The 18008-nt window shown below is 35.6% G+C and carries 21 protein-coding genes; all 21 read right to left on the bottom strand.

Annotation, left to right across the window (positions count from 1 at the left end; genetic code table 11):
• Positions 1–8: 8 nt before the first annotated feature.
• On the bottom strand, positions 9–1160 hold the full coding sequence (locus tag EKG35_RS03715; RefSeq protein WP_126292978.1) for a protein-glutamate methylesterase/protein-glutamine glutaminase: 1152 nt from the start codon (positions 1158–1160) through the stop codon (positions 9–11).
• A complete protein-coding gene (locus EKG35_RS03710; RefSeq protein WP_126292977.1) occupies positions 1161–2024 on the bottom strand; it encodes a MinD/ParA family protein in 864 nt (287 codons plus the stop codon).
• On the bottom strand, positions 2021–3172 hold the full coding sequence (gene flhF / locus EKG35_RS03705) for a flagellar biosynthesis GTPase FlhF (protein ID WP_126292976.1): 1152 nt from the start codon (positions 3170–3172) through the stop codon (positions 2021–2023). The genes EKG35_RS03710 and flhF overlap by 4 nt, the downstream gene beginning before the upstream one ends.
• Positions 3169–5205, bottom strand: a complete 2037-nt coding sequence (gene flhA, locus EKG35_RS03700; protein WP_126292975.1) for a flagellar biosynthesis protein FlhA — start codon at positions 5203–5205, stop codon at positions 3169–3171. The genes flhF and flhA overlap by 4 nt, the downstream gene beginning before the upstream one ends.
• A gap of 23 nt (positions 5206–5228) precedes the next feature.
• Positions 5229–6314, bottom strand: a complete 1086-nt coding sequence (gene flhB, locus EKG35_RS03695) for a flagellar biosynthesis protein FlhB (protein WP_126292974.1) — start codon at positions 6312–6314, stop codon at positions 5229–5231.
• A gap of 1 nt (position 6315) precedes the next feature.
• Entirely contained in the window at positions 6316–7092 is a 777-nt protein-coding gene (gene fliR, locus EKG35_RS03690; protein WP_126292973.1) for a flagellar biosynthetic protein FliR, read from the bottom strand.
• Between the two features lie 4 nt (positions 7093–7096).
• On the bottom strand, positions 7097–7366 hold the full coding sequence (gene fliQ, locus EKG35_RS03685) for a flagellar biosynthesis protein FliQ (protein WP_126292972.1): 270 nt from the start codon (positions 7364–7366) through the stop codon (positions 7097–7099).
• Positions 7367–7379: 13 nt separating this feature from the next.
• The gene (gene fliP, locus EKG35_RS03680) at positions 7380–8045 is read right to left on the bottom strand and encodes a flagellar type III secretion system pore protein FliP (RefSeq protein ID WP_126292971.1); all 666 of its coding nucleotides are present in this window, start codon (positions 8043–8045) and stop codon (positions 7380–7382) included.
• Complete coding sequence (locus EKG35_RS03675) at positions 8045–8713, bottom strand: flagellar biosynthetic protein FliO (protein ID WP_126292970.1); 669 nt, start codon at positions 8711–8713, stop codon at positions 8045–8047. The genes fliP and EKG35_RS03675 overlap by 1 nt, the downstream gene beginning before the upstream one ends.
• A gap of 4 nt (positions 8714–8717) precedes the next feature.
• A complete protein-coding gene (locus EKG35_RS03670; RefSeq protein WP_126292969.1) occupies positions 8718–9080 on the bottom strand; it encodes a response regulator in 363 nt (120 codons plus the stop codon).
• Positions 9081–9101: 21 nt separating this feature from the next.
• Positions 9102–10325: a flagellar motor switch phosphatase FliY gene (gene fliY / locus EKG35_RS03665; RefSeq protein ID WP_126292968.1), complete on the bottom strand. Its 1224-nt coding sequence runs from the start codon at positions 10323–10325 to the stop codon at positions 9102–9104.
• On the bottom strand, positions 10318–11313 hold the full coding sequence (fliM, locus tag EKG35_RS03660; RefSeq protein ID WP_126292967.1) for a flagellar motor switch protein FliM: 996 nt from the start codon (positions 11311–11313) through the stop codon (positions 10318–10320). Before fliM ends, fliY begins: the two co-directional genes overlap by 8 nt.
• Positions 11314–11342: 29 nt before the next feature.
• Positions 11343–11774 (bottom strand): flagellar basal body-associated protein FliL, encoded by a 432-nt coding sequence (gene fliL, locus EKG35_RS03655; protein ID WP_126292966.1) that lies wholly within the window; start codon positions 11772–11774, stop codon positions 11343–11345.
• The gene (locus tag EKG35_RS03650; protein ID WP_126292965.1) at positions 11761–11985 is read right to left on the bottom strand and encodes a flagellar FlbD family protein; all 225 of its coding nucleotides are present in this window, start codon (positions 11983–11985) and stop codon (positions 11761–11763) included. The genes fliL and EKG35_RS03650 overlap by 14 nt, the downstream gene beginning before the upstream one ends.
• An 84-nt stretch (positions 11986–12069) precedes the next feature.
• Positions 12070–13035: a flagellar basal body rod protein FlgG gene (gene flgG, locus EKG35_RS03645; protein WP_126292964.1), complete on the bottom strand. Its 966-nt coding sequence runs from the start codon at positions 13033–13035 to the stop codon at positions 12070–12072.
• A gap of 220 nt (positions 13036–13255) precedes the next feature.
• Complete coding sequence (locus EKG35_RS03640) at positions 13256–13642, bottom strand: TIGR02530 family flagellar biosynthesis protein (RefSeq protein ID WP_126292963.1); 387 nt, start codon at positions 13640–13642, stop codon at positions 13256–13258.
• Positions 13643–13657: 15 nt separating this feature from the next.
• The gene (gene flgD, locus EKG35_RS03635) at positions 13658–14326 is read right to left on the bottom strand and encodes a flagellar hook assembly protein FlgD (protein ID WP_126292962.1); all 669 of its coding nucleotides are present in this window, start codon (positions 14324–14326) and stop codon (positions 13658–13660) included.
• A 3-nt stretch (positions 14327–14329) separates the two neighbouring features.
• Entirely contained in the window at positions 14330–15601 is a 1272-nt protein-coding gene (locus tag EKG35_RS03630) for a flagellar hook-length control protein FliK (protein WP_126292961.1), read from the bottom strand.
• Positions 15602–15637: 36 nt separating this feature from the next.
• On the bottom strand, positions 15638–16228 hold the full coding sequence (locus EKG35_RS03625) for a MotE family protein (protein ID WP_126292960.1): 591 nt from the start codon (positions 16226–16228) through the stop codon (positions 15638–15640).
• A 4-nt stretch (positions 16229–16232) separates the two neighbouring features.
• The gene (gene fliJ / locus EKG35_RS03620; RefSeq protein WP_126292959.1) at positions 16233–16682 is read right to left on the bottom strand and encodes a flagellar export protein FliJ; all 450 of its coding nucleotides are present in this window, start codon (positions 16680–16682) and stop codon (positions 16233–16235) included.
• A complete protein-coding gene (gene fliI, locus EKG35_RS03615; protein ID WP_126292958.1) occupies positions 16682–18007 on the bottom strand; it encodes a flagellar protein export ATPase FliI in 1326 nt (441 codons plus the stop codon). The genes fliJ and fliI overlap by 1 nt, the downstream gene beginning before the upstream one ends.
• Between the last annotated feature and the right edge of the window lies 1 nt (position 18008).

Genomic DNA, 18008 nt, shown 5'->3' with positions numbered 1-18008 from the left:
CACTCCTTTTATGGCAAATATTTCATAATCATTTGCGCAATCTCGTCAACAGCTACTACTTCGTCTACTAGTTGAGTTTCAACAGCAGCTTTCGGCATTCCATAAACAATACATGTATCAGCTGACTCGGCAATTGCAGTTACATTACCATTTTGTTTTAAATCAATTAGTCCTTTGGAACCGTCATACCCCATACCAGTCATAATGACAGCAATCTTATCAAAGTCATTAAATTTACTAACATTTTCGAACATTACATCTACAGCAGGTCGATGTCCGTAACGAGGCGGTTCTTGTTGATCTAATTGTATTTCAAAATTTGTCCCAATTTTTTGAAGCTTTAAATGCCATCCGCCTGGAGCAATATAAGCTACACCATTTTGCAATCTGTCTCCATGCTCAGCCTCTTTTACTGTTATTTTGCTAAGGTTATTTAACCTTTCCGCTAAAGATTTTGTAAATCCTGCTGGCATATGTTGAACAATTAAAATTGGAGCATTTATTGTTTCAGGCAATTTTGTAATCACTTCTTGCAAGGCCCTTGGTCCACCAGTCGATGTCCCAATTAATACAATTTTTTTAGAAGTATTGCTCCACGTACTTTTTTGTTTAATTATATTTGCAGTTCCTTTGTTAGTTCTTTGCTGTAATATTGTTTTGTTTAAAGGAGTAGACTCACTTTTATTGTTTGTACTGGCAACATCTAAAACTGTTTTTTTGTTTCCAATAGGTTTTTTCAACTTTGCAACTGGAACATGAGCTGCTTGCTCCACTTTATGTACAAGTTCTTCTTTTATCTTGTGAAGATCAAGGGAAATTGTCCCACTAGGTTTTGCTACAAAATCGACTGCACCATTTTCAATTGCACTTAAAGTATTTTCTGCCCCACTTACTGTTGTACTTGATAACATAATCACAGGGACTGGGGAAACTTCCATAATCTCTTTTAATGCATCAAGACCATTCATTTCAGGCATTTCAACATCCATTGTTACAACATCAGGCTTTAATTGTTGTATTTTCTTTATGGCATCTTTGCCATTGCGAGCTATACCGATGACTTCAACCTTTGAATTCCCTTCAAAAAAGTCACTAATTAGCTTTCTCATAAAAGCAGAATCATCAACAATTAATAGCTTGCTTTTATTCGAAAATTCCAATTAATCACTCCCTTTCGAAAAAATACTTTTTAGTTTAGATAAAAATGTATTTCGAGCATGAATTTCTTTTGTTTGATGAAGAACAAAGTGATTTACAATCTCATGTAATGTTTTAGAAATAGATGCATTAGGATAGGATATTGAAAAAGGCACTTGTTCTCGAACAGCTTTTCTTACTACCGGATCTTCAGGTAAAGATCCTAATAAATTCACATTCTTTGATAAAAATCGTTGCATCGTATTTTTCAAGCGAATTAACGTTTCTTGCCCCTCTTCTTTTGAGTAAGCTCTATTACATAATAAATAAAATGTTTTATATTGATCCTTTAAATGAATATATTTCATCATTGAGTAGGCATCTGTAATAGAAGTTGGTTCAGCAGTTGATATAACAATAATTTCATCAATAGAAGTCAATAGATCAATCGACCAATTCGCAGCTCCTGCCCCCATATCAAACAGAACATAATCATATGATTTTTGAAGCTCTTCAAATGCATCAATCAATAAATCGAACATTTCTTTCGACCATTCTACAACTGAGGACAAGCCTGAGCCACCTGAAATATACTGCAAGTTGTAAGGTCCCTCATACATCGCTTCTTCCAAAGAAACGCTACCTTCAAGATAATCCATTAAGCTAAATCGGGCCGTTTTACCTATTAAAATATGGACATTTCCCATACCGATATCCATGTCAAGTACTACAACCTTTTTTCCTAGCTTAGCTAACTCAATTGCAAAGTTAGTTGAAAAATTGCTTTTTCCTACTCCACCTTTACCGCTAACTACTGCAATAGACCTACCCAATGCTCCTTGACTTTCTAGCACTTTCATTCTTAATTTTTCAGCTTGATCTCTCATTTGAATTCTCCTTGAAAGAACAATTCAAGCAAACTATCTAGGTTTGCTTCTTCGATATCTTCTGGTACTTCTTGTCCATTCGTATAGTAAGCAAGTCCTTTATTATATTTAATCATTAAATTATACATAGTGCCAATAGAATTTGTTTCATCTACCTTAGTAAAGATAAATTTTCCTATTTGAAATCCATCGAATTGTCTTATTATCGCTTCCATATCACTTTCTTTAGAAGTTAAGGATAAAACTAGAAAGGATTCTACCTCTTCATTAAAATCAATAATTTTTTTCAAATCATTAACATATTTTGCTTCTTTATAATTTCTACCAGCAGTATCAATAAAAACTAAATCAAGATTTGCAAATTTTTCAATTGCCTGTTGGTAGTCACTGGCATTATAGACAATTTCAACAGGTGCCTGTAAAAGATTTGCATATGTTTTTAATTGCTCGATAGCCGCAATTCTATATGTGTCAGTTGTAATAAACCCAATTTTCTTCTTTTTTTCTAACACACAACGAGCTGCCATTTTAGCTATAGTAGTTGTCTTACCAACCCCAGTAGGTCCGAGTACATTAATATACTTTTTTCTATATGAAAGTCCGCCCAAAGGAAGTTCTGCCAACTTTTTTCTCATAACTCCCTTTGCAATTTTTTTCATCGTTTGGTTATTCAATGGGGACTCTGAATTTTGATGATGTACAAAAAGCTCATCACTAATTACGGTGATGAGCTCATCGTCAAGCTCTTGACGTTTTAAAAAATCAATAAAAGGCAATATTTCCTCTGGCAATTCGGATAGTCTTGCATCTCTTTGCATAGACTGCAGCATTAATTTTAAATCCGAAATTTCGCTTTTTAACTCATGTGTAAACGAATCGTCTATATGTACTTTCGTTTGTTGAGGTATTTCTGTTGGTTTCATGATTGACTCAGCATTTATTTGCAGGTCAGGGAAACGCGGAGTAGGCTTCGCATCTACACGGTCCACCCCTGCAAGCACTTCAAAGTTTTTATGTCTTACTAAACCAAATAATTTTTTGGTCACGACTACTTTGGAATTGATGATAACTGCATCATCTCCAAGCTCGCTACGGACTAATTTCATCGCTTCTGCAATTGAAGGTGCAGTATATTTTTTCATTTTCATTCTACATTCACCACCCCAACACTTTGGATTTCAACATTTGCGTCCAATTCATTGTAGGATAAAATTGGTATTTGCGGGAAATAGCGCTCCGTTAATTGTCTTAAATACATTCGAATGCCAGGTGAGCAGAGAATAATTGGTGACTGTTCCATAAATGAAACCCTCTCTACTTCTTTTGCAATTGCCTCAAGTACTTGCTGTGATTCTTGCGGATTCATTGCTAAATAATTGCCATGGTCTGTTTGTTGTATACTATCTGCAATTAATTTTTCCAATTTTCCAGGTATCGTAATTACTTTTAATGAATCTTGTCCAGCAGAAACATATTGAGCAGTAATTTGTCTAGCTAGTGATTGACGTACATATTCTGTAAGTATATCTGGGTCGCTAGTTAACTTTGAATAATCTGCCAATGTTTCAAATATGATTGGCAAGTTTCGAATCGATACATTTTCTCTTAATAACTTCGCTAAAACCTTTTGAATTTCTCCTATTGATAAAGGTGTTGGTGTAAGTTCATCAACTAAGATTGGGTAACTTTCGTGTAAATGATCAATTAGTTGTTTTGTTTCTTGACGACCAAGTAATTCATGAGCATTTGCACGAATCATTTCTGTTAAATGTGTTGAAACGACGCTAGGTGGGTCAACCACAGTATAACCAAGCATTTCTGCTTCCTCTTTTGTTTTTTCTGTAATCCACTTAGCAGGTAAGCCAAATGAAGGCTCAATTGTGTCGATACCATCAATAGAATTATCATCTCCAGGACTCATAGCTAAATAATGATCAAGAAGGAGTTCACCACGGGCCATTTCATTCCCTTTGATTTTAATTCTGTATTCATTTGGTTGAAGCTGGATATTATCTCGTATTCGGACAATCGGTATAACAATCCCTAACTCTAAAGCAAGCTGTCGACGAATCATTACTACCCTATCTAATAAATCTCCGCCTTGAGCAGCATCAACTAATGGAATTAAGCCATAGCCAAACTCGAATTCTATTGGATCGACATTTAATAGATTCACTACGTTTTCAGGGCTTTTCATTGTATCAGCAGCCACTTCTTCCTCAATTTCTAATAACTCTTCAGGATCCTCTGGTTTCTTATGATCAATCAAATATGCGCCGACGATCAGAATAATCGCAATCGGAATTGTAATCCACTCGGGAATCGGCGTGAAAAGTCCCATTAAGAAAATTGTACCGCCAGCAATATATAACAGCTTTGATTGAGCGAATAATTGCTTTGTAATATCTTCTCCTAAATTGCCATCTGATGCTGCACGTGTTACAACAATACCAGTAGCTGTTGAAATTAGTAATGCTGGTATTTGAGCTACAAGTCCATCACCGACAGTTAACTTAGAAAAATGCGAAGCCGCATCTGCCAATTCATAATCAAGCTGTAGCATCCCGATTATAATCCCGAATATTAAGTTAATAAAAACCATTATAATAGAAGCGATAGCGTCACCTTTAACAAATTTGGTTGCACCATCCATCGCACCATAAAAATCCGATTCTCTTGATACTTTCTCACGACGTTCTCTGGCTTCTTTTTCTGAGATAATGCCTGCATTTAAATCAGCATCGATGCTCATTTGTTTACCAGGCATCGCGTCTAATGTAAAGCGAGCTGCTACTTCAGCTACACGTTCAGACCCCTTAGTAATAACAATAAAGTTAATAATCACCAATAACATGAAAATTACTAAACCGACTAGTATATTACCACCAGTTACAAATTCACCAAATGTCTCTACTACATCTCCAGCATCACCATTTGCTAAAATTGCACGGGTTGTTGATACACTCAAACCCAGTCGGAATAACGTTAGTAATAATATGATTGAAGGAAAGATTGCAAAATCCAACGCTTCTTTCATATTCATCGCTGTTAATAATATAAGTAAAGAAAGCGTGATGTTAATGATGATTAAAAAGCTCAATAACCATGTCGGTAGAGGGATGACGAGCATCGCTACTATTAAAACAACTGCAGCTAAAACCCCTAAGTCGCGAAATTTCATGTTTGTCCCTCCTACAAAATGGTCTAAATTTTACGTTTAATTCGATAAACATATGCTAGTATTTCTGCTACTGCTTTAAAAAACTCTTCTGGCACTTGTTGTCCGATTTCTACTTGGTCATACATTGCACGTGCTAACGGACGATTTTCAACCATAACTACATCATTTTCTTTAGCAATTAATTTAATTTTTTGTGCTACAAAGTCGGTACCCTTAGCGACCACTGTTGGTGCGTCCATACTTTCATCGTATTTTAATGCGATAGCATAGTGAGTTGGGTTTGTAATAACTACATCTGCTTGAGGTATTTCCTGCATCATGCGCCGCATCGCCATTTCACGCTGGCGTTGCTTTATTTTTGCTTTGATCTTAGGGTCCCCTTCAGCATTTTTATATTCATCTTTAATGTCTTGTTTTGACATTTTCAATTGTTTTTCGTACTCGTATTTTTCATATATGTAATCTAATAACGCGATAAACACTAGCGTAATTGAAGCAGCAATTCCCATCATCCCAGTTAACTTGGCGACAGTTGTTAAAGTATCCCAAGTGCTTTGGAATGATAACGAAAGTACTTCTTCAAGGTTTATCCAAATAATAATTGAAGTAACTGCTCCGATAAATGAAATTTTTAATAGCGATTTCAATAAATTTACAATGGCACGGACGGAAATGATTCTCTTAATACCTTTAATTGGATCTATTTTTTTTAAATCAAATTTCATTGTTTCCATTGTAAAAAGAAATCCAAATTGTAAATAGTTAGATCCAATACCTGCAACTAGTGCGATAACCATAAAAGGTAATAGAACCATTGCCATTTCCTTTAATGTATCTACGTAAATTTTCATTACTGTATCGGCCGTTAACGATTCAATGAGCATATTTTTTTCAAAAGCTTGATGTAAAAAAGAAAACAGACTTTCCAGCATTTTTGGAGCTGTTATATACAAGAATAAAAAGAGAATTAGCAGTACAAAGGCTGCAGTTACATCTTGGCTTTTTAAAATTTGACCTTTTTTCCTTGCATCCTGTCTCTTTTTTGGCGTTGCTTTTTCCGTCTTTTCCCCAGCAAAAAATTGTAAATCTAATGTGAGCAGCAACTTCAAATTAAGCACCACCTAATAATCGCATTAAATCACGCATGGATAGTATCATAATTTCAATTAATTTTTCCATCACTTCAATCAAGACACCCATCGATACGATTAATACAAGCAAACCTACTGCAATTTTAACAGCAAACCCAATTACAAAAATATTAAGCTGGGGAACTGTTTTCGCCGTTATACCTAATGCAATAGTGACTAAAAATAAAGTTGCAACTATTGGGGCTGACATTTGGAATGCAATTGCAAAGACAGTAACTATCAATTTCATTACAAACTCAGCAAAATCAACATCTCCAAAGTTGGGGAATAGTTGATTAATCGGCATAAATTGATAGCTATAATAAATGCCGTCTAAAATGAGATGATGACCGTTTATTGCAAGCAAAACAAACAATAGTAAAAAATTAAAGAATTGCCCCATTAATGGAGTATTTACTCCGGTTTGTGGATCAATTACATTCGCCATAGCAAAGCCCATTTCAAAATCAATAAATCCACCTGCCATTTGTACAGCAGTTGTAATCAGATATGCCGTTAAACCAAGTACTAAACCAATAATTGCTTCTTTTAAAACTAGTAATATGTAATCTCCATCAATTGGAATAGCTTCAATATTCATCGTATAATAAATCATCCAAGAAAATAATACTGCTAAAGCTATTTTCAATTGTGCAGGAATTGTACGATATGAAAAAAAAGGGACTGATACAAAGAAAGCAGAAACTCTAACAATTATTAAAAGCAAGACCGATAATTTTGGAATAATTTCTGTCATTTAATCACCCGATATACCGAGTTAAGTTATTAAGAATATCGTAAAAATAATCTGTCATTTGAGAAATCATCCATGGTCCAAAAAATATAAGCGCAACTAATACAGCAACGATTTTCGGTACGAAAGACATCGTTTGTTCTTGAATGGATGTTGTCGCCTGGAATATACTAACAATCAACCCTGTTACGAGTGCTATCAGTAATAAGGGTCCTGAAACAATGAGGACAATCCATACAGCTCTTTCTGCAATTGCAATGACCATTTCTTCTGTCATATAGTATCATCCCCTAAAAACTTTGAAGTAGAGATTTGATGACTAAATACCATCCATCAACTAAAATAAATAGCAAGATTTTAAATGGTAGTGAAATCATCACCGGAGGGAGCATCATCATACCCATGGACATGAGTACGCTTGCCACAACCATATCAATTACTAAAAAAGGAATAAAAATCATAAATCCAATTTGAAAGGCAGTTTTTAATTCACTTAATACAAAAGCAGGCACTAAAATCGACAAAGGAATTTCTTCAACCGATTGTGGACGTTCTGCTTGATTGTAGTTAATAAATAATTCTAAATCTTTTTGCCTTGTATGCTTTGACATAAACTCTTTAAAAGGAGTTGTTGCACGGTCATATGCTTCCTCTATTCCAATCTCTTCATTAAACAATGGCTGTAATGCCTGTTCGTTTACTTCTTGAAACGTTGGTGCCATTATAAAAAACGTTAAAAATAAAGCCAGTCCAATAATTACCTGATTAGGTGGTATTGTTGAAGTAGCAAGTGCTGTACGAGTAAAAGAAAGAACAATCACTATCCGAGCAAAAGAGGTCATTAATATTAAAATACTTGGTGCTAGTGAAAGCACTGTTAATACAAGCAATAACTTTACAGATGTTGAAACGTTTGTAGGATCACTTTCAGAAAAGAATGAGATAAAATCTTCCATTATTTATCCTTCTCCTTTTCTTTCCATTTTTCCAGCTCGTGCTGTCTCTCTTTTTTTATATCCAACAACCTCTTATTAAATATATCGCCAAAATTTGAATCATCTTGTTTACTCTCAGATTCTATTTGATTTGGCTTTAATTTCTTTAATAGTTCTAAAATATAAGGAGTTGTTGCACCGAATGATTGCTTTTCATTGTAAAAAGCTACTAATTGTTGAACTTCATCCGGATCATTAATTTCTTTAATTAATTGCACATTATCTCCAACGCCCACGATATATAATTTATCCCCAATATGAAGCAATTGGATTGATTTTTGAGCGCCAACAGATATTCCGCCAATATTTCGTACTAGACTATTTTGTTGATAATTCATACTTTTTTTATTAATAAATTTTAAAACAAACAACAACAAAGCTAGCACAAAAATAAGGGCAAATAACATTTTAATATAATCCCATGGTCCTAATCCTACAGCTGCCGAATCAGATTTCTCTTGGTCGGCAGCTGGTAGAGTTTCCGGACATGAATCTGGATTTTTCAAACATTCATCCGAAACCATTGGACTTTTCTGACTTGCTAACGTTGTATCTGTAGGTGTCATCATTAAAAATGTAAATAATAACGCAATGACAAGCCGAATTGTTACAAATAGTTTAAACTTCATTTTATTACCCTAGTGCTTTTTGAATTGCTTCAATAACGCGATCTGCTTGGAATGGTTTTACAATAAAATCTTTTGCACCAGCTTGAATTGCATCAATTACCATCGCTTGTTGCCCCATTGCTGAACACATAATAATAGTAGCGCTTGGATCTGTAGATTTGATTGCTTTTAATGCAGCAATTCCATCCATCTCTGGCATCGTAATATCCATTGTTACTAGATCTGGACGTAATTCATTATACTTTTCTACAGCCTGTAGGCCATCAGCTGCTTCTCCAACTACTTCAAATCCATTTTTTGTTAAAATATCCTTTATCATCATGCGCATAAATGCAGCATCGTCAACTATTAATATTTTTTTTGACATTTAGAATTCCTCCAATAAACACTATTTTAGATTATTTAAACGATCTGCTTGACTTAAAATATCTGTAATACGAACACCAAAGTTCTCATCGATTACAACGACTTCTCCTTTTGCAATAAGACGGCTATTTACTAAAATATCGACAGGTTCTCCTGCAAGCTTGTCCAATTCAATAATAGAGCCAGATGCAAGCTGTAAAATTTCCTTTACACTATGCTTCGTACGACCAAGCTCAACGGTTACTTGCAAAGGAATGTCTAGTAACATATTTAAGTTGCGAGCTTCATCCTTTGAAATATTTGCATTTTCAAATGTCGCAAATTGAGCCTGCTGTACATTTACTGGTTGGACAGGTGCTTGATATTGCGGCATTGCATAAGCTGGTGGCTCTGCATACATTGTCGCTGCCTGCTGCTGATAAACTTGTTGCTGTGGAGTCGGGTTTGGCTGAACCTGCTGCTGTGGAACTGCAGGCTGCGCCGGAGCAGCAGGTGGTGTTTGCATAGGTTGTTGTACAACCGGCTCCTGCTGAACAGGTGCTTCGTCTTCCCCAAGCAGTGATTTAACTATTTTCTTTCCAAAATCTAATGGTAATAATTGCATTAAATTTGAATCTATTAATTCACCAATTTTTAATCTGAATGAAACTTTCACTAATAAATCTTCATCCGGTATACTTTCTTTACCTTCATTTTTTGAGAAATTTAACAAATCAATTGAAGGTGGTGAAATATCTACCTTTTTATTAAATACAGTAGACATGGATGTTGCAGCTGAACCCATCATTTGATTCATTGCTTCTTGTACTGCACTTAATTGGATTTCGCCTAAATCTGGATTTGGGTTTAATCCGTCTCCACCTAGCATTAGATCAGCAATAATTACAGCATCTGATTGTTCAATCACTAATAGGTTCATTCCACTTAAACCAGTTGTATATTCCACTTGTATCGCAACATACGGATGAGGAAATTCCTCTTCTAACCGTTGGCGATCAATCAATGAGACTACTGGAGTTGTAATGTCCACCTTTTGTCCTAAAAGAGCGGATAACGCAGTTGCTGAACTTCCAAATGAAATATTTCCTACTTCACCTAAAGCATCCTGTTCCATTGAACTAAGGTAATCTTCTACACGAAGTGTTTTTCCATCATTATTAGTTTCTAACTCGTTGTTTTTTTCTGCTAACGTTTCGCCCCTTAATAGAGCTTCAATTTCTTCTTGGGAGAGCATTTCATTACTCATTTTCGTCTCCTCCTTTCAAAGGGTCGATAATCTGGACTGCCATTTTTTTATTACGTTTACCTGGCTGTACTGTGAATTTTGGTAAACCACCAACCTTTAAAATAAGCGGGTTATCAATTTTTTGATCCAACTGAATAACATCTCCAACATTCATATATAGAAAATCTTCAATCGTTATATCTGTCGTACCAAGTTCAGCTATTAAAGGTAATTCTGCTTGTTTTACTCGTTTTTCTAACATATCAGCCTGTTCCGGAGTTGCTTCCTTCGTATTAGATTGCATCCAATACTGAACAGATAAATTGTGAATGATTGGTTCCAACACGACATGGGGTATACAAATATTTATCATACCTGTTGTCTCACCAATTATTGTATTTAACGAGATAACAACAACTGTTTCATTTGGTGAAATCATTTGTAAAAATTGAGGGTTTACTTCCAGCTCTACAAGCATTGGATCGATTTCTGCGACAGAATCCCATGCTTCACGTAAATTATCGAATGACCTTTCGAATAAATTTGTCATTATTTTTTGTTCAATTTCCGTTAAGTTGTCTACATTACTATAGCTTGCACCGCTACCTCCCATTAAACGGTCCAACATGGAGTAGGCGATATTTGGATTAATCTCCATTAAGATATTACCATCTAAAGGTGGTACTTCAAATACATTTATTAATGTCATATTCGGTATTGATCGTACAAATTCCTCAAACGGAATTTGATCGACAGAAGCAACAGTAATTTGAACATAAGTTCGTAACTGTGCTGAGAAGAAAGTTGTCAGTAACCGCGCAAAGTTTTCATGTATACGGGTCAAACTTCGGATTTGATCCTTCGAAAAACGAAGAGCACGTTTAAAGTCATAAACTTTTATCTTTTTTGTTTCTTCTTCTTTTTTCATGTCATCTGCTGACATTTCCCCCGTTGATATCGCCGAAAGCAGCGCATCAATTTCGGATTGGGATAATACATCTCCTGCCATTTGCCCACCTCCATTTCAAGATGTTTCATTTACTGAATGATGTAGGAGGTTATATAAACTTGTTGTACCTCACCCTCTTGCATCAATTCATTTATTTTCGATTTGATTGTTGATTCAAACATTACTTTTCCTTGTTTTCCGTCTAAATCTTTTTTCGTCATTTCAGCAAGCTCTTCAATGATGATATTGTTAGTTTGGAAATCACGCTTTACTAATTCTTCTGCAGCCTCTTTACTGTCAGTTTGTAACTTAAGCGTTAAACGAACAATACTGTTATCTGCTAGATTCGTTGTTAGCTCCGGCACATCAACAGATGCTTCTAATATTTCATCGATAGTTGGTTCTGGAGGAGCTGCTTGCTGCTTGTTAAATTGTGTCAATAACACGAAGATGACGACACCAATCAGTGTTATCGTAATTAAAATGATGAGCATAATCGTTAATAATTTATTCTTCTTCATTTTCATCACCTCGTAGATGCGGGTTTGATAATATTTGTATACTTCTATAAAAGAGAGCTACTCGATTACGAACCTCTTCTTCACTTTCAAGAACGATAAATTTCCGCCCAGTCGTCAGCGTTATCGTTGTATCTGGAAAGGCTTCGACTGACTCTATGTATATAGCGTTTAATGAAAATGGTTTACCATTTAAACGTGTAAGTTCAATCATTGAAATAGGGCCGGGTCGCATTGGCGAGAGCCGGCCCGACCCTCCTTTGCAATGAATCTATGAAAATATTATGTTACTAATAGATTAACGTTTTAAATTAACAAGCTCTTGTAAAATTTCATCTGATGTTGTAATAATACGAGAGTTTGCTTGGAAACCACGTTGTGCTACGATCATTTCCGTAAATTCCTCTGAAAGGTCAACGTTCGACATTTCTAAAGTACCTGGTACAACTTTCCCGATACCTTGTTGTGTTGCCACTTGTACTGTTGGATCTCCTGAGTTCGATGTTACTTGGTAATAGTTATTGCCGTTTTTCTCTAGACCACCTGGGTTAGGGAATTTTGCAAGTAATAGTTGACCAGCAAATTGTAGTTGTCCATTAACATCGACATAAGTTATTGACCCATCTTGTCCAATATTCATAGATTGTGCATTTGTTGGGATTTTGATAGGGCCATAGCCTTCTACATCAATCGCACCATCTACGTAAAGGCTATCAGTACCAATAGCAGTTGCTGCCTCCCCTTTCTCTGCATCCGCATTACTTACCGGATCCTCAACAACGTCTTCGTATAATGTATCATTCGCAACACCTACTAAGTATTTACCCTCTGAATTAACTAAATAACCGTTCTCATCCATATAGAAATTACCTGCACGAGTATAAACAACATTGCTAAATCCAGAATCTGCCTCAATAATTCCGTCCTCATCCGGTGCAACCGTTGAATCTCCAACCATAAAGAATCCATCTCCGGAAATCGCTAAATCAAGAGTTCTTCCAGTTGTTTGCAATGAACCGGTACCATGAATTACGTCAATTGCTGCCATTTGGGTACCTAATCCAACTTGCATTGGATTAACACCACCTCTAGTAGCAGTGAATCCTGAAGCACCTGATACTGATTGTGAAATTAAATCTTTAAATACAACACGACTTTTCTTAAATCCGTAAGTATTTACGTTTGCAATATTATTACCAATAACGTCTAGTTTTGTTTGATGGTTTTTCAACCCGGAAATACCTGAATACATGGAACGTAACATCGTTATCGTTCTCCCTTCATTTTTCAAATTTACTTATATTTTGTGTTGCATCAATCGATCAACAACACGAGGTATCCTAATCAAATTTGCCTTGATGAAATTGCGTCAAAATTATTAATCGTTCTTGAGCGATAAATCTACTACAAAATTACTGCCCTTCACCAAAAGGCTTAAAATTATTTATAGGCTAAGCCTACTGAATAATTTTATAGGTCCTACCTTATAACACAATCGTGCCATCAATATTTGTAAATAATTGATTTTTTGCTTCAGTGCGTTCCATCGCAGTTATCACTGTTGCATTTTTAGCACTTACAATTAAAGCTGCTTGGTCCATCAAAACGAGCGGTTGGTTGACACCTTTCGAACGAGCTTCAAACACTTTATCCGTCACAACTTGCCATTCTTGATCGGATATATGAATATTACGTTCTTGTATACGCTCATTTGCATGTTTGCTAATTTTTAATTCTTGACTATCGGTCGCTGCACTTCGCAAATGGTCACGGAAAGATTGCTCTGTCCTGGCTATTGTTTTAGATTTTAATTGTGAGTTTGATTGAATGGTCGGTTGCAACGGCACGCGCTGTATTCCAAATCGATGCATGTGTTTTCACCAACCTTATTCATTCACTAACTCAAATTGATCTTTCTGTAAACGGGTACCATTGGATAAAATATATTCAATTATTTTATTATTTGTTGAAACTGCCTCTATAACTGCTTGAACCATTTCTCCGTTAGATTCATACTGCACCGTTTGTCCAATTAATTGACTTGCAGCTACAAGTGGATTTTCCTCAGTCGGGCTATTAGATGATGACGTTCCACTTAAAACCGATGAAATATTGCCTGGAGAAATTTCCTTTCCATCTTCCAAGATGAATACAGGTGCGCCATCAACAAATTTCATTTCTTTTATAACACCTGTACCCTCTTTGATGATGTTTTTTCCTTCTTCATCCAGTTCTTCTGTTATCTCAACCCATTTAACTTCTTTCCCAACGAACATCGTATAATTCATTAATTGGCTTTCTTGTTGTGATATAAGTAAGTTTTCCATCGCTGTAGTCATATTTTGCATTTGCTCTAATGAAGAAAACTGCGCCATTTGTGCAATAAACTCTTTATCATCCATAGGGTCAGTCGGGTCTTGATTTTGCAATTGTGTAATTAAGATTTGTAAAAAAGCATCTTTACCTAAACTGCTATTGTCACCTTCTTTTGCATATTTCGGTGTGTTGGCAGATGGTAAATAAAAATCTTTTGATATTCCAGATGTACTAGCCATTTACTACACCCCCTCATTTATCAAATACTCACTAAAGGAAATCTTCTCTTCCTCTTCGTCAGTTTGATCATTGTCATCCTCTTGTTCTGATTGTTGCTGCTTGAATAAGTTGCTAAATGGATTTTGGTCTCGCATATTGCGATCAGTTTCCTGCAGCGTTTGCGCAATATCAATCCGATCTATTTGGATGTTTTGCTGTGCAAATGCAGCTTTCAATTGTTGAAGTTGGCTATCTAACAGTTCTTTTCCTAAAGAAGTTGATGTTAGTAATCTAGCAGTTAATACACCATCTTGCTGCATTAACTCAATTCGAATAGAACCAAGATTTTCAGGATAAAGCTTCAATAATAATTTCATTGAACCTTGATTACCGGACAATTGACTGCGATTAAGCAAGTTTTGAATTTCTTTTAGCAACGCCTCTGACTGTGCTGGCTTTTCAGTTGGCAAAGTAATTGTCACTGTTTTAGTAGAGACTGTAGTAGTTGCAGTTCCAAGTGTTGAAGATGGTTCATTCGTCTCGCTCTTCTTGATGGTTTGTTCAACTAATTGTTGAAATCCTTGCAGTGATACTTTCACTGAGGAAGAAGTTTCGACAGTTTTAGATTGAGCACCTTGATAATTTGCTTCCAGCTGTTTTGATACTGCTTGCAAAGATTCTTGCAGCTGTGTTAATTTAGCTGCTTGTTCATTCAACAAATCAGAATTTTTGCCAGTTGAATATGCCAGCTTTAAAAATTGCAATAATTGCTCCACTTCTTTTGGTGTTGCTTTATGCTCTCCTTGAAGTGCAGTAGTAATTTGAGGGATTAATGTTGACGCTTGCTCATTTACGATTTGTATAAAATCCCAAATATTGTTTACTTCAATGCTGTCATCACCTAGAAGCTGCTGAACAGTTTCTAATAATTGTTCTTGGTCAATATTAAGTACTGATAGCAAATCCTCTAAATTCATTAATTCATCAATTGCTACAGCCTGTCCATTGTCAGTGCCAACCATTAATAGCCCTTCATCATGTGAAATTCCTAATAAATCAAGAATTTCTTCGATTGAATCTGAATTTAATAGTTCAGTCAACTCTTCTAAATCCGTCAACCCTTCTTTAGCAGCTTCATTGTTAATATCATTGTCTTTTGTTGAAGATGAAACAACATTGCTAAATACGTCGCCAAAATTATTACCCTTTGTATTCATAGTATTAGTTGGCGCTTTTACAGACTGTTTTGCCGATATAGTATTGAAATTGCCAAGTTGCATTATACCGATATTCATTATTTCACCTCCTTCCAATCAACCATATAAATGTTTCTACTGTGATAGAAGTTCAGAATATCTTGCTGCTTCAGCCGGATCCATTTTTTCGAATATGGCAGACAATGTTTCAGGCTGCATATTGGATAATATTTTTAATGCTTCTTCATCACTCATCTCAGCAATGATCGGAGCAGCACTTTTTGCTGACATTTGTTCAAATGTAGATAAAATATCTTCAAACTCTTTCTTTGCTTCATTTTCGGTTTGTTGTAAACTTTCAATTTTGCTTTGTAATTGTTCCTGAATAGCAACATTGTCTTTATTTTCTGCCAATGCACTATCCAATTTAGATTGCAGCTGCGCAATTTCAGCTTCTTTTTCTTTTACCTGTGCCTCAAGCTCAACAATTTTTTTATTATAATCGACTGAAGATTCTTCAGCTGATTCCTCAGAGGAAAAACCTGTTAATTTAGAGGCCTTTTCAAAAACATTAAAGTCTGTGACTGTAGCAATAACTAATAAAACCGCTATGACAAATAGTAATGGAATCAAGACTAAATAAAATAATTTTTGAAAAATACCTGGGGATTTTTCCTCTTCAATTTGGTCTATACTATTTGCATTTTGTACTTTCCCTTTAGCCATGAAATCACCTGATTTCCTTCTTGTAATACATAAGCGAGGAGAGCTCGTCCAGTTGCAGCATTTCTATATGATCTTGCTGCTTTTTAAAAGATTCGTAATCCATTTCTCTCATTTTCTCAAACTTACGTACTTCCAAGTTTTTTTCTAATAATTTTTGTTCATGCCAATTCATTTTTGCACGTGCTTGCATAACTTTGTTTTGTAAGTCAGCGATTGTATGCTCTAGGCTATCAATGAATGTTGTGAAATGGTGAATTTCATCAATAGTAGCACCTGTTTTTAATCGCTCATTTTGATATGTTATTAAATCTTCTTTTTTCTTCAAAAATTCATATAATTTTGTAGCCACTTCTTCAAATGATCGTACAGATTCTTTATAAGCAATTTCTGATTGTTGCTTTTCTTGCTCACGAATCGATAGTACTTTTTCGAATCGATATGTATATTGAAGCATTATTTTCCACCACCATTTGATAATGCGACAAGCTCATTTATTGTATGTTCCAATGTTACTTTTTCTTTATAACCTTGTTTTAAAAATGATGTAATAAGCGGTTCATAATGAATCGCATCATCTATTTCTTTCGATGTGCCCCTTTTATAAGCACCGATATTAATTAAATCTTCTGATTTCGAATACGTATAGTAAAGCTCTCTTAGTCTTTCAGCTGCTTTAACGTGTTCCGGGCTCGATATATGATTCATCAAACGGCTGACACTTTTTAATACATTAATGGCTGGATATTGCCCCTTGTTTGCTAAAGTGCGGTCCAATACAATATGACCATCTAATATACCACGGACTGTATCTGCAATCGGTTCATTCATATCATCACCATCTACTAAAACTGTATAGAAAGCTGTAATAGTACCTTTCAAGTTTGTTCCTGTACGTTCTAATAGCTTTGGTAATATCGAGAAAACTGACGGGGTATAACCTTTTTGAGCAGGTGGTTCACCAGTTGCAAGCCCTATTTCCCGCTGTGCCATTGCAACACGAGTGACGGAATCCATCATTAACATGACATTTAATCCTCGATCTCTAAAGTATTCTGCTATGGCAGTTGCTGTGAAAGCTCCTTTTATCCGCATAAGTGCTGGTTGATCGCCTGTTGCAGCAACGACAATAGAACGGCTTAATCCTTCTTCACCTAAATCACGTTCTATGAATTCCCTCACTTCTCGACCACGTTCACCTATTAAAGCAATGACGTTTAAGTCTGCTTGTGTATTACGTGCAATCATACCGAGCAATGTACTTTTCCCTACACCAGAACCTGCAAATATACCAACACGTTGTCCACTGCCAACTGTTAGCATGCCATCAATGGCTTTCACCCCAACTTCCAACTGTTTATTGATTGGAGGCCGTTTTAAAGGATTCGGTGGTTCTTTATCTGTTGGAACAGTTACCAATCCTTTAGGAAGCGAAGATCCATCAAAAGGATTCCCCATTGAATCTAACACTTTTCCAATAAGCTCAGGGCCCACCTTTATTTCAAGAGGTTTCCCAGTACCTTCTACTAAACAACCAATTGAGATTTCACGAACAGACGTATATGGCATAAGAACAACATACTCATTATTAAACCCAACAACCTCTGCTAAAATAATTTGATGACCATTTTTCGGTGAGTTTACATGAATTTTGCAAACATCACCGATTGAACTTTCAGGTCCCTGTGACTCAATCATTAATCCGACTACACGATTTACTTTCCCAAATTTTTTAAATGTATTAATATTAGGGATTTTCTCTATTAATTGAGCCGCTTTCATC

The sequence above is a fragment of the Lysinibacillus telephonicus genome (assembly GCF_003966145.1).
Lineage (GTDB): Bacteria > Bacillota > Bacilli > Bacillales_A > Planococcaceae > Ureibacillus > Ureibacillus telephonicus.
The sequence above is the reverse complement of the archived record's forward strand: the minus strand, read 5'-3'. Positions and strand labels throughout refer to the sequence as shown.

Excerpts from the sequence above, each read along its gene's own strand:
- fliY (WP_126292968.1), bottom strand. The coding sequence starts at position 10,325 with ATGAGTAATGAAATGCTCTCCCAAGAAGAAATTGAAGCTCTATTAAGG.
- EKG35_RS03625 (WP_126292960.1), bottom strand. The coding sequence starts at position 16,228 with ATGGCTAAAGGGAAAGTACAAAATGCAAATAGTATAGACCAAATTGAA.
- fliL (WP_126292966.1), bottom strand. The coding sequence starts at position 11,774 with ATGAAGAAGAATAAATTATTAACGATTATGCTCATCATTTTAATTACG.
- fliQ (WP_126292972.1), bottom strand. The coding sequence starts at position 7,366 with ATGACAGAAGAAATGGTCATTGCAATTGCAGAAAGAGCTGTATGGATT.
- EKG35_RS03630 (WP_126292961.1), bottom strand. The coding sequence starts at position 15,601 with ATGAATATCGGTATAATGCAACTTGGCAATTTCAATACTATATCGGCA.
- flhF (WP_126292976.1), bottom strand. The coding sequence starts at position 3,172 with ATGAAAATGAAAAAATATACTGCACCTTCAATTGCAGAAGCGATGAAA.
- EKG35_RS03670 (WP_126292969.1), bottom strand. The coding sequence starts at position 9,080 with ATGTCAAAAAAAATATTAATAGTTGACGATGCTGCATTTATGCGCATG.
- EKG35_RS03640 (WP_126292963.1), bottom strand. The coding sequence starts at position 13,642 with ATGCATCGATTTGGAATACAGCGCGTGCCGTTGCAACCGACCATTCAA.
- EKG35_RS03675 (WP_126292970.1), bottom strand. The coding sequence starts at position 8,713 with ATGAAGTTTAAACTATTTGTAACAATTCGGCTTGTCATTGCGTTATTA.
- fliP (WP_126292971.1), bottom strand. The coding sequence starts at position 8,045 with ATGGAAGATTTTATCTCATTCTTTTCTGAAAGTGATCCTACAAACGTT.
- fliR (WP_126292973.1), bottom strand. The coding sequence starts at position 7,092 with ATGACAGAAATTATTCCAAAATTATCGGTCTTGCTTTTAATAATTGTT.
- fliM (WP_126292967.1), bottom strand. The coding sequence starts at position 11,313 with ATGGCAGGAGATGTATTATCCCAATCCGAAATTGATGCGCTGCTTTCG.
- flgG (WP_126292964.1), bottom strand. The coding sequence starts at position 13,035 with ATGTTACGTTCCATGTATTCAGGTATTTCCGGGTTGAAAAACCATCAA.
- flhA (WP_126292975.1), bottom strand. The coding sequence starts at position 5,205 with ATGAAATTTCGCGACTTAGGGGTTTTAGCTGCAGTTGTTTTAATAGTA.
- fliJ (WP_126292959.1), bottom strand. The coding sequence starts at position 16,682 with ATGCTTCAATATACATATCGATTCGAAAAAGTACTATCGATTCGTGAG.
- fliI (WP_126292958.1), bottom strand. The coding sequence starts at position 18,007 with ATGAAAGCGGCTCAATTAATAGAGAAAATCCCTAATATTAATACATTT.
- flgD (WP_126292962.1), bottom strand. The coding sequence starts at position 14,326 with ATGGCTAGTACATCTGGAATATCAAAAGATTTTTATTTACCATCTGCC.
- EKG35_RS03650 (WP_126292965.1), bottom strand. The coding sequence starts at position 11,985 with ATGATTGAACTTACACGTTTAAATGGTAAACCATTTTCATTAAACGCT.
- EKG35_RS03710 (WP_126292977.1), bottom strand. The coding sequence starts at position 2,024 with ATGAGAGATCAAGCTGAAAAATTAAGAATGAAAGTGCTAGAAAGTCAA.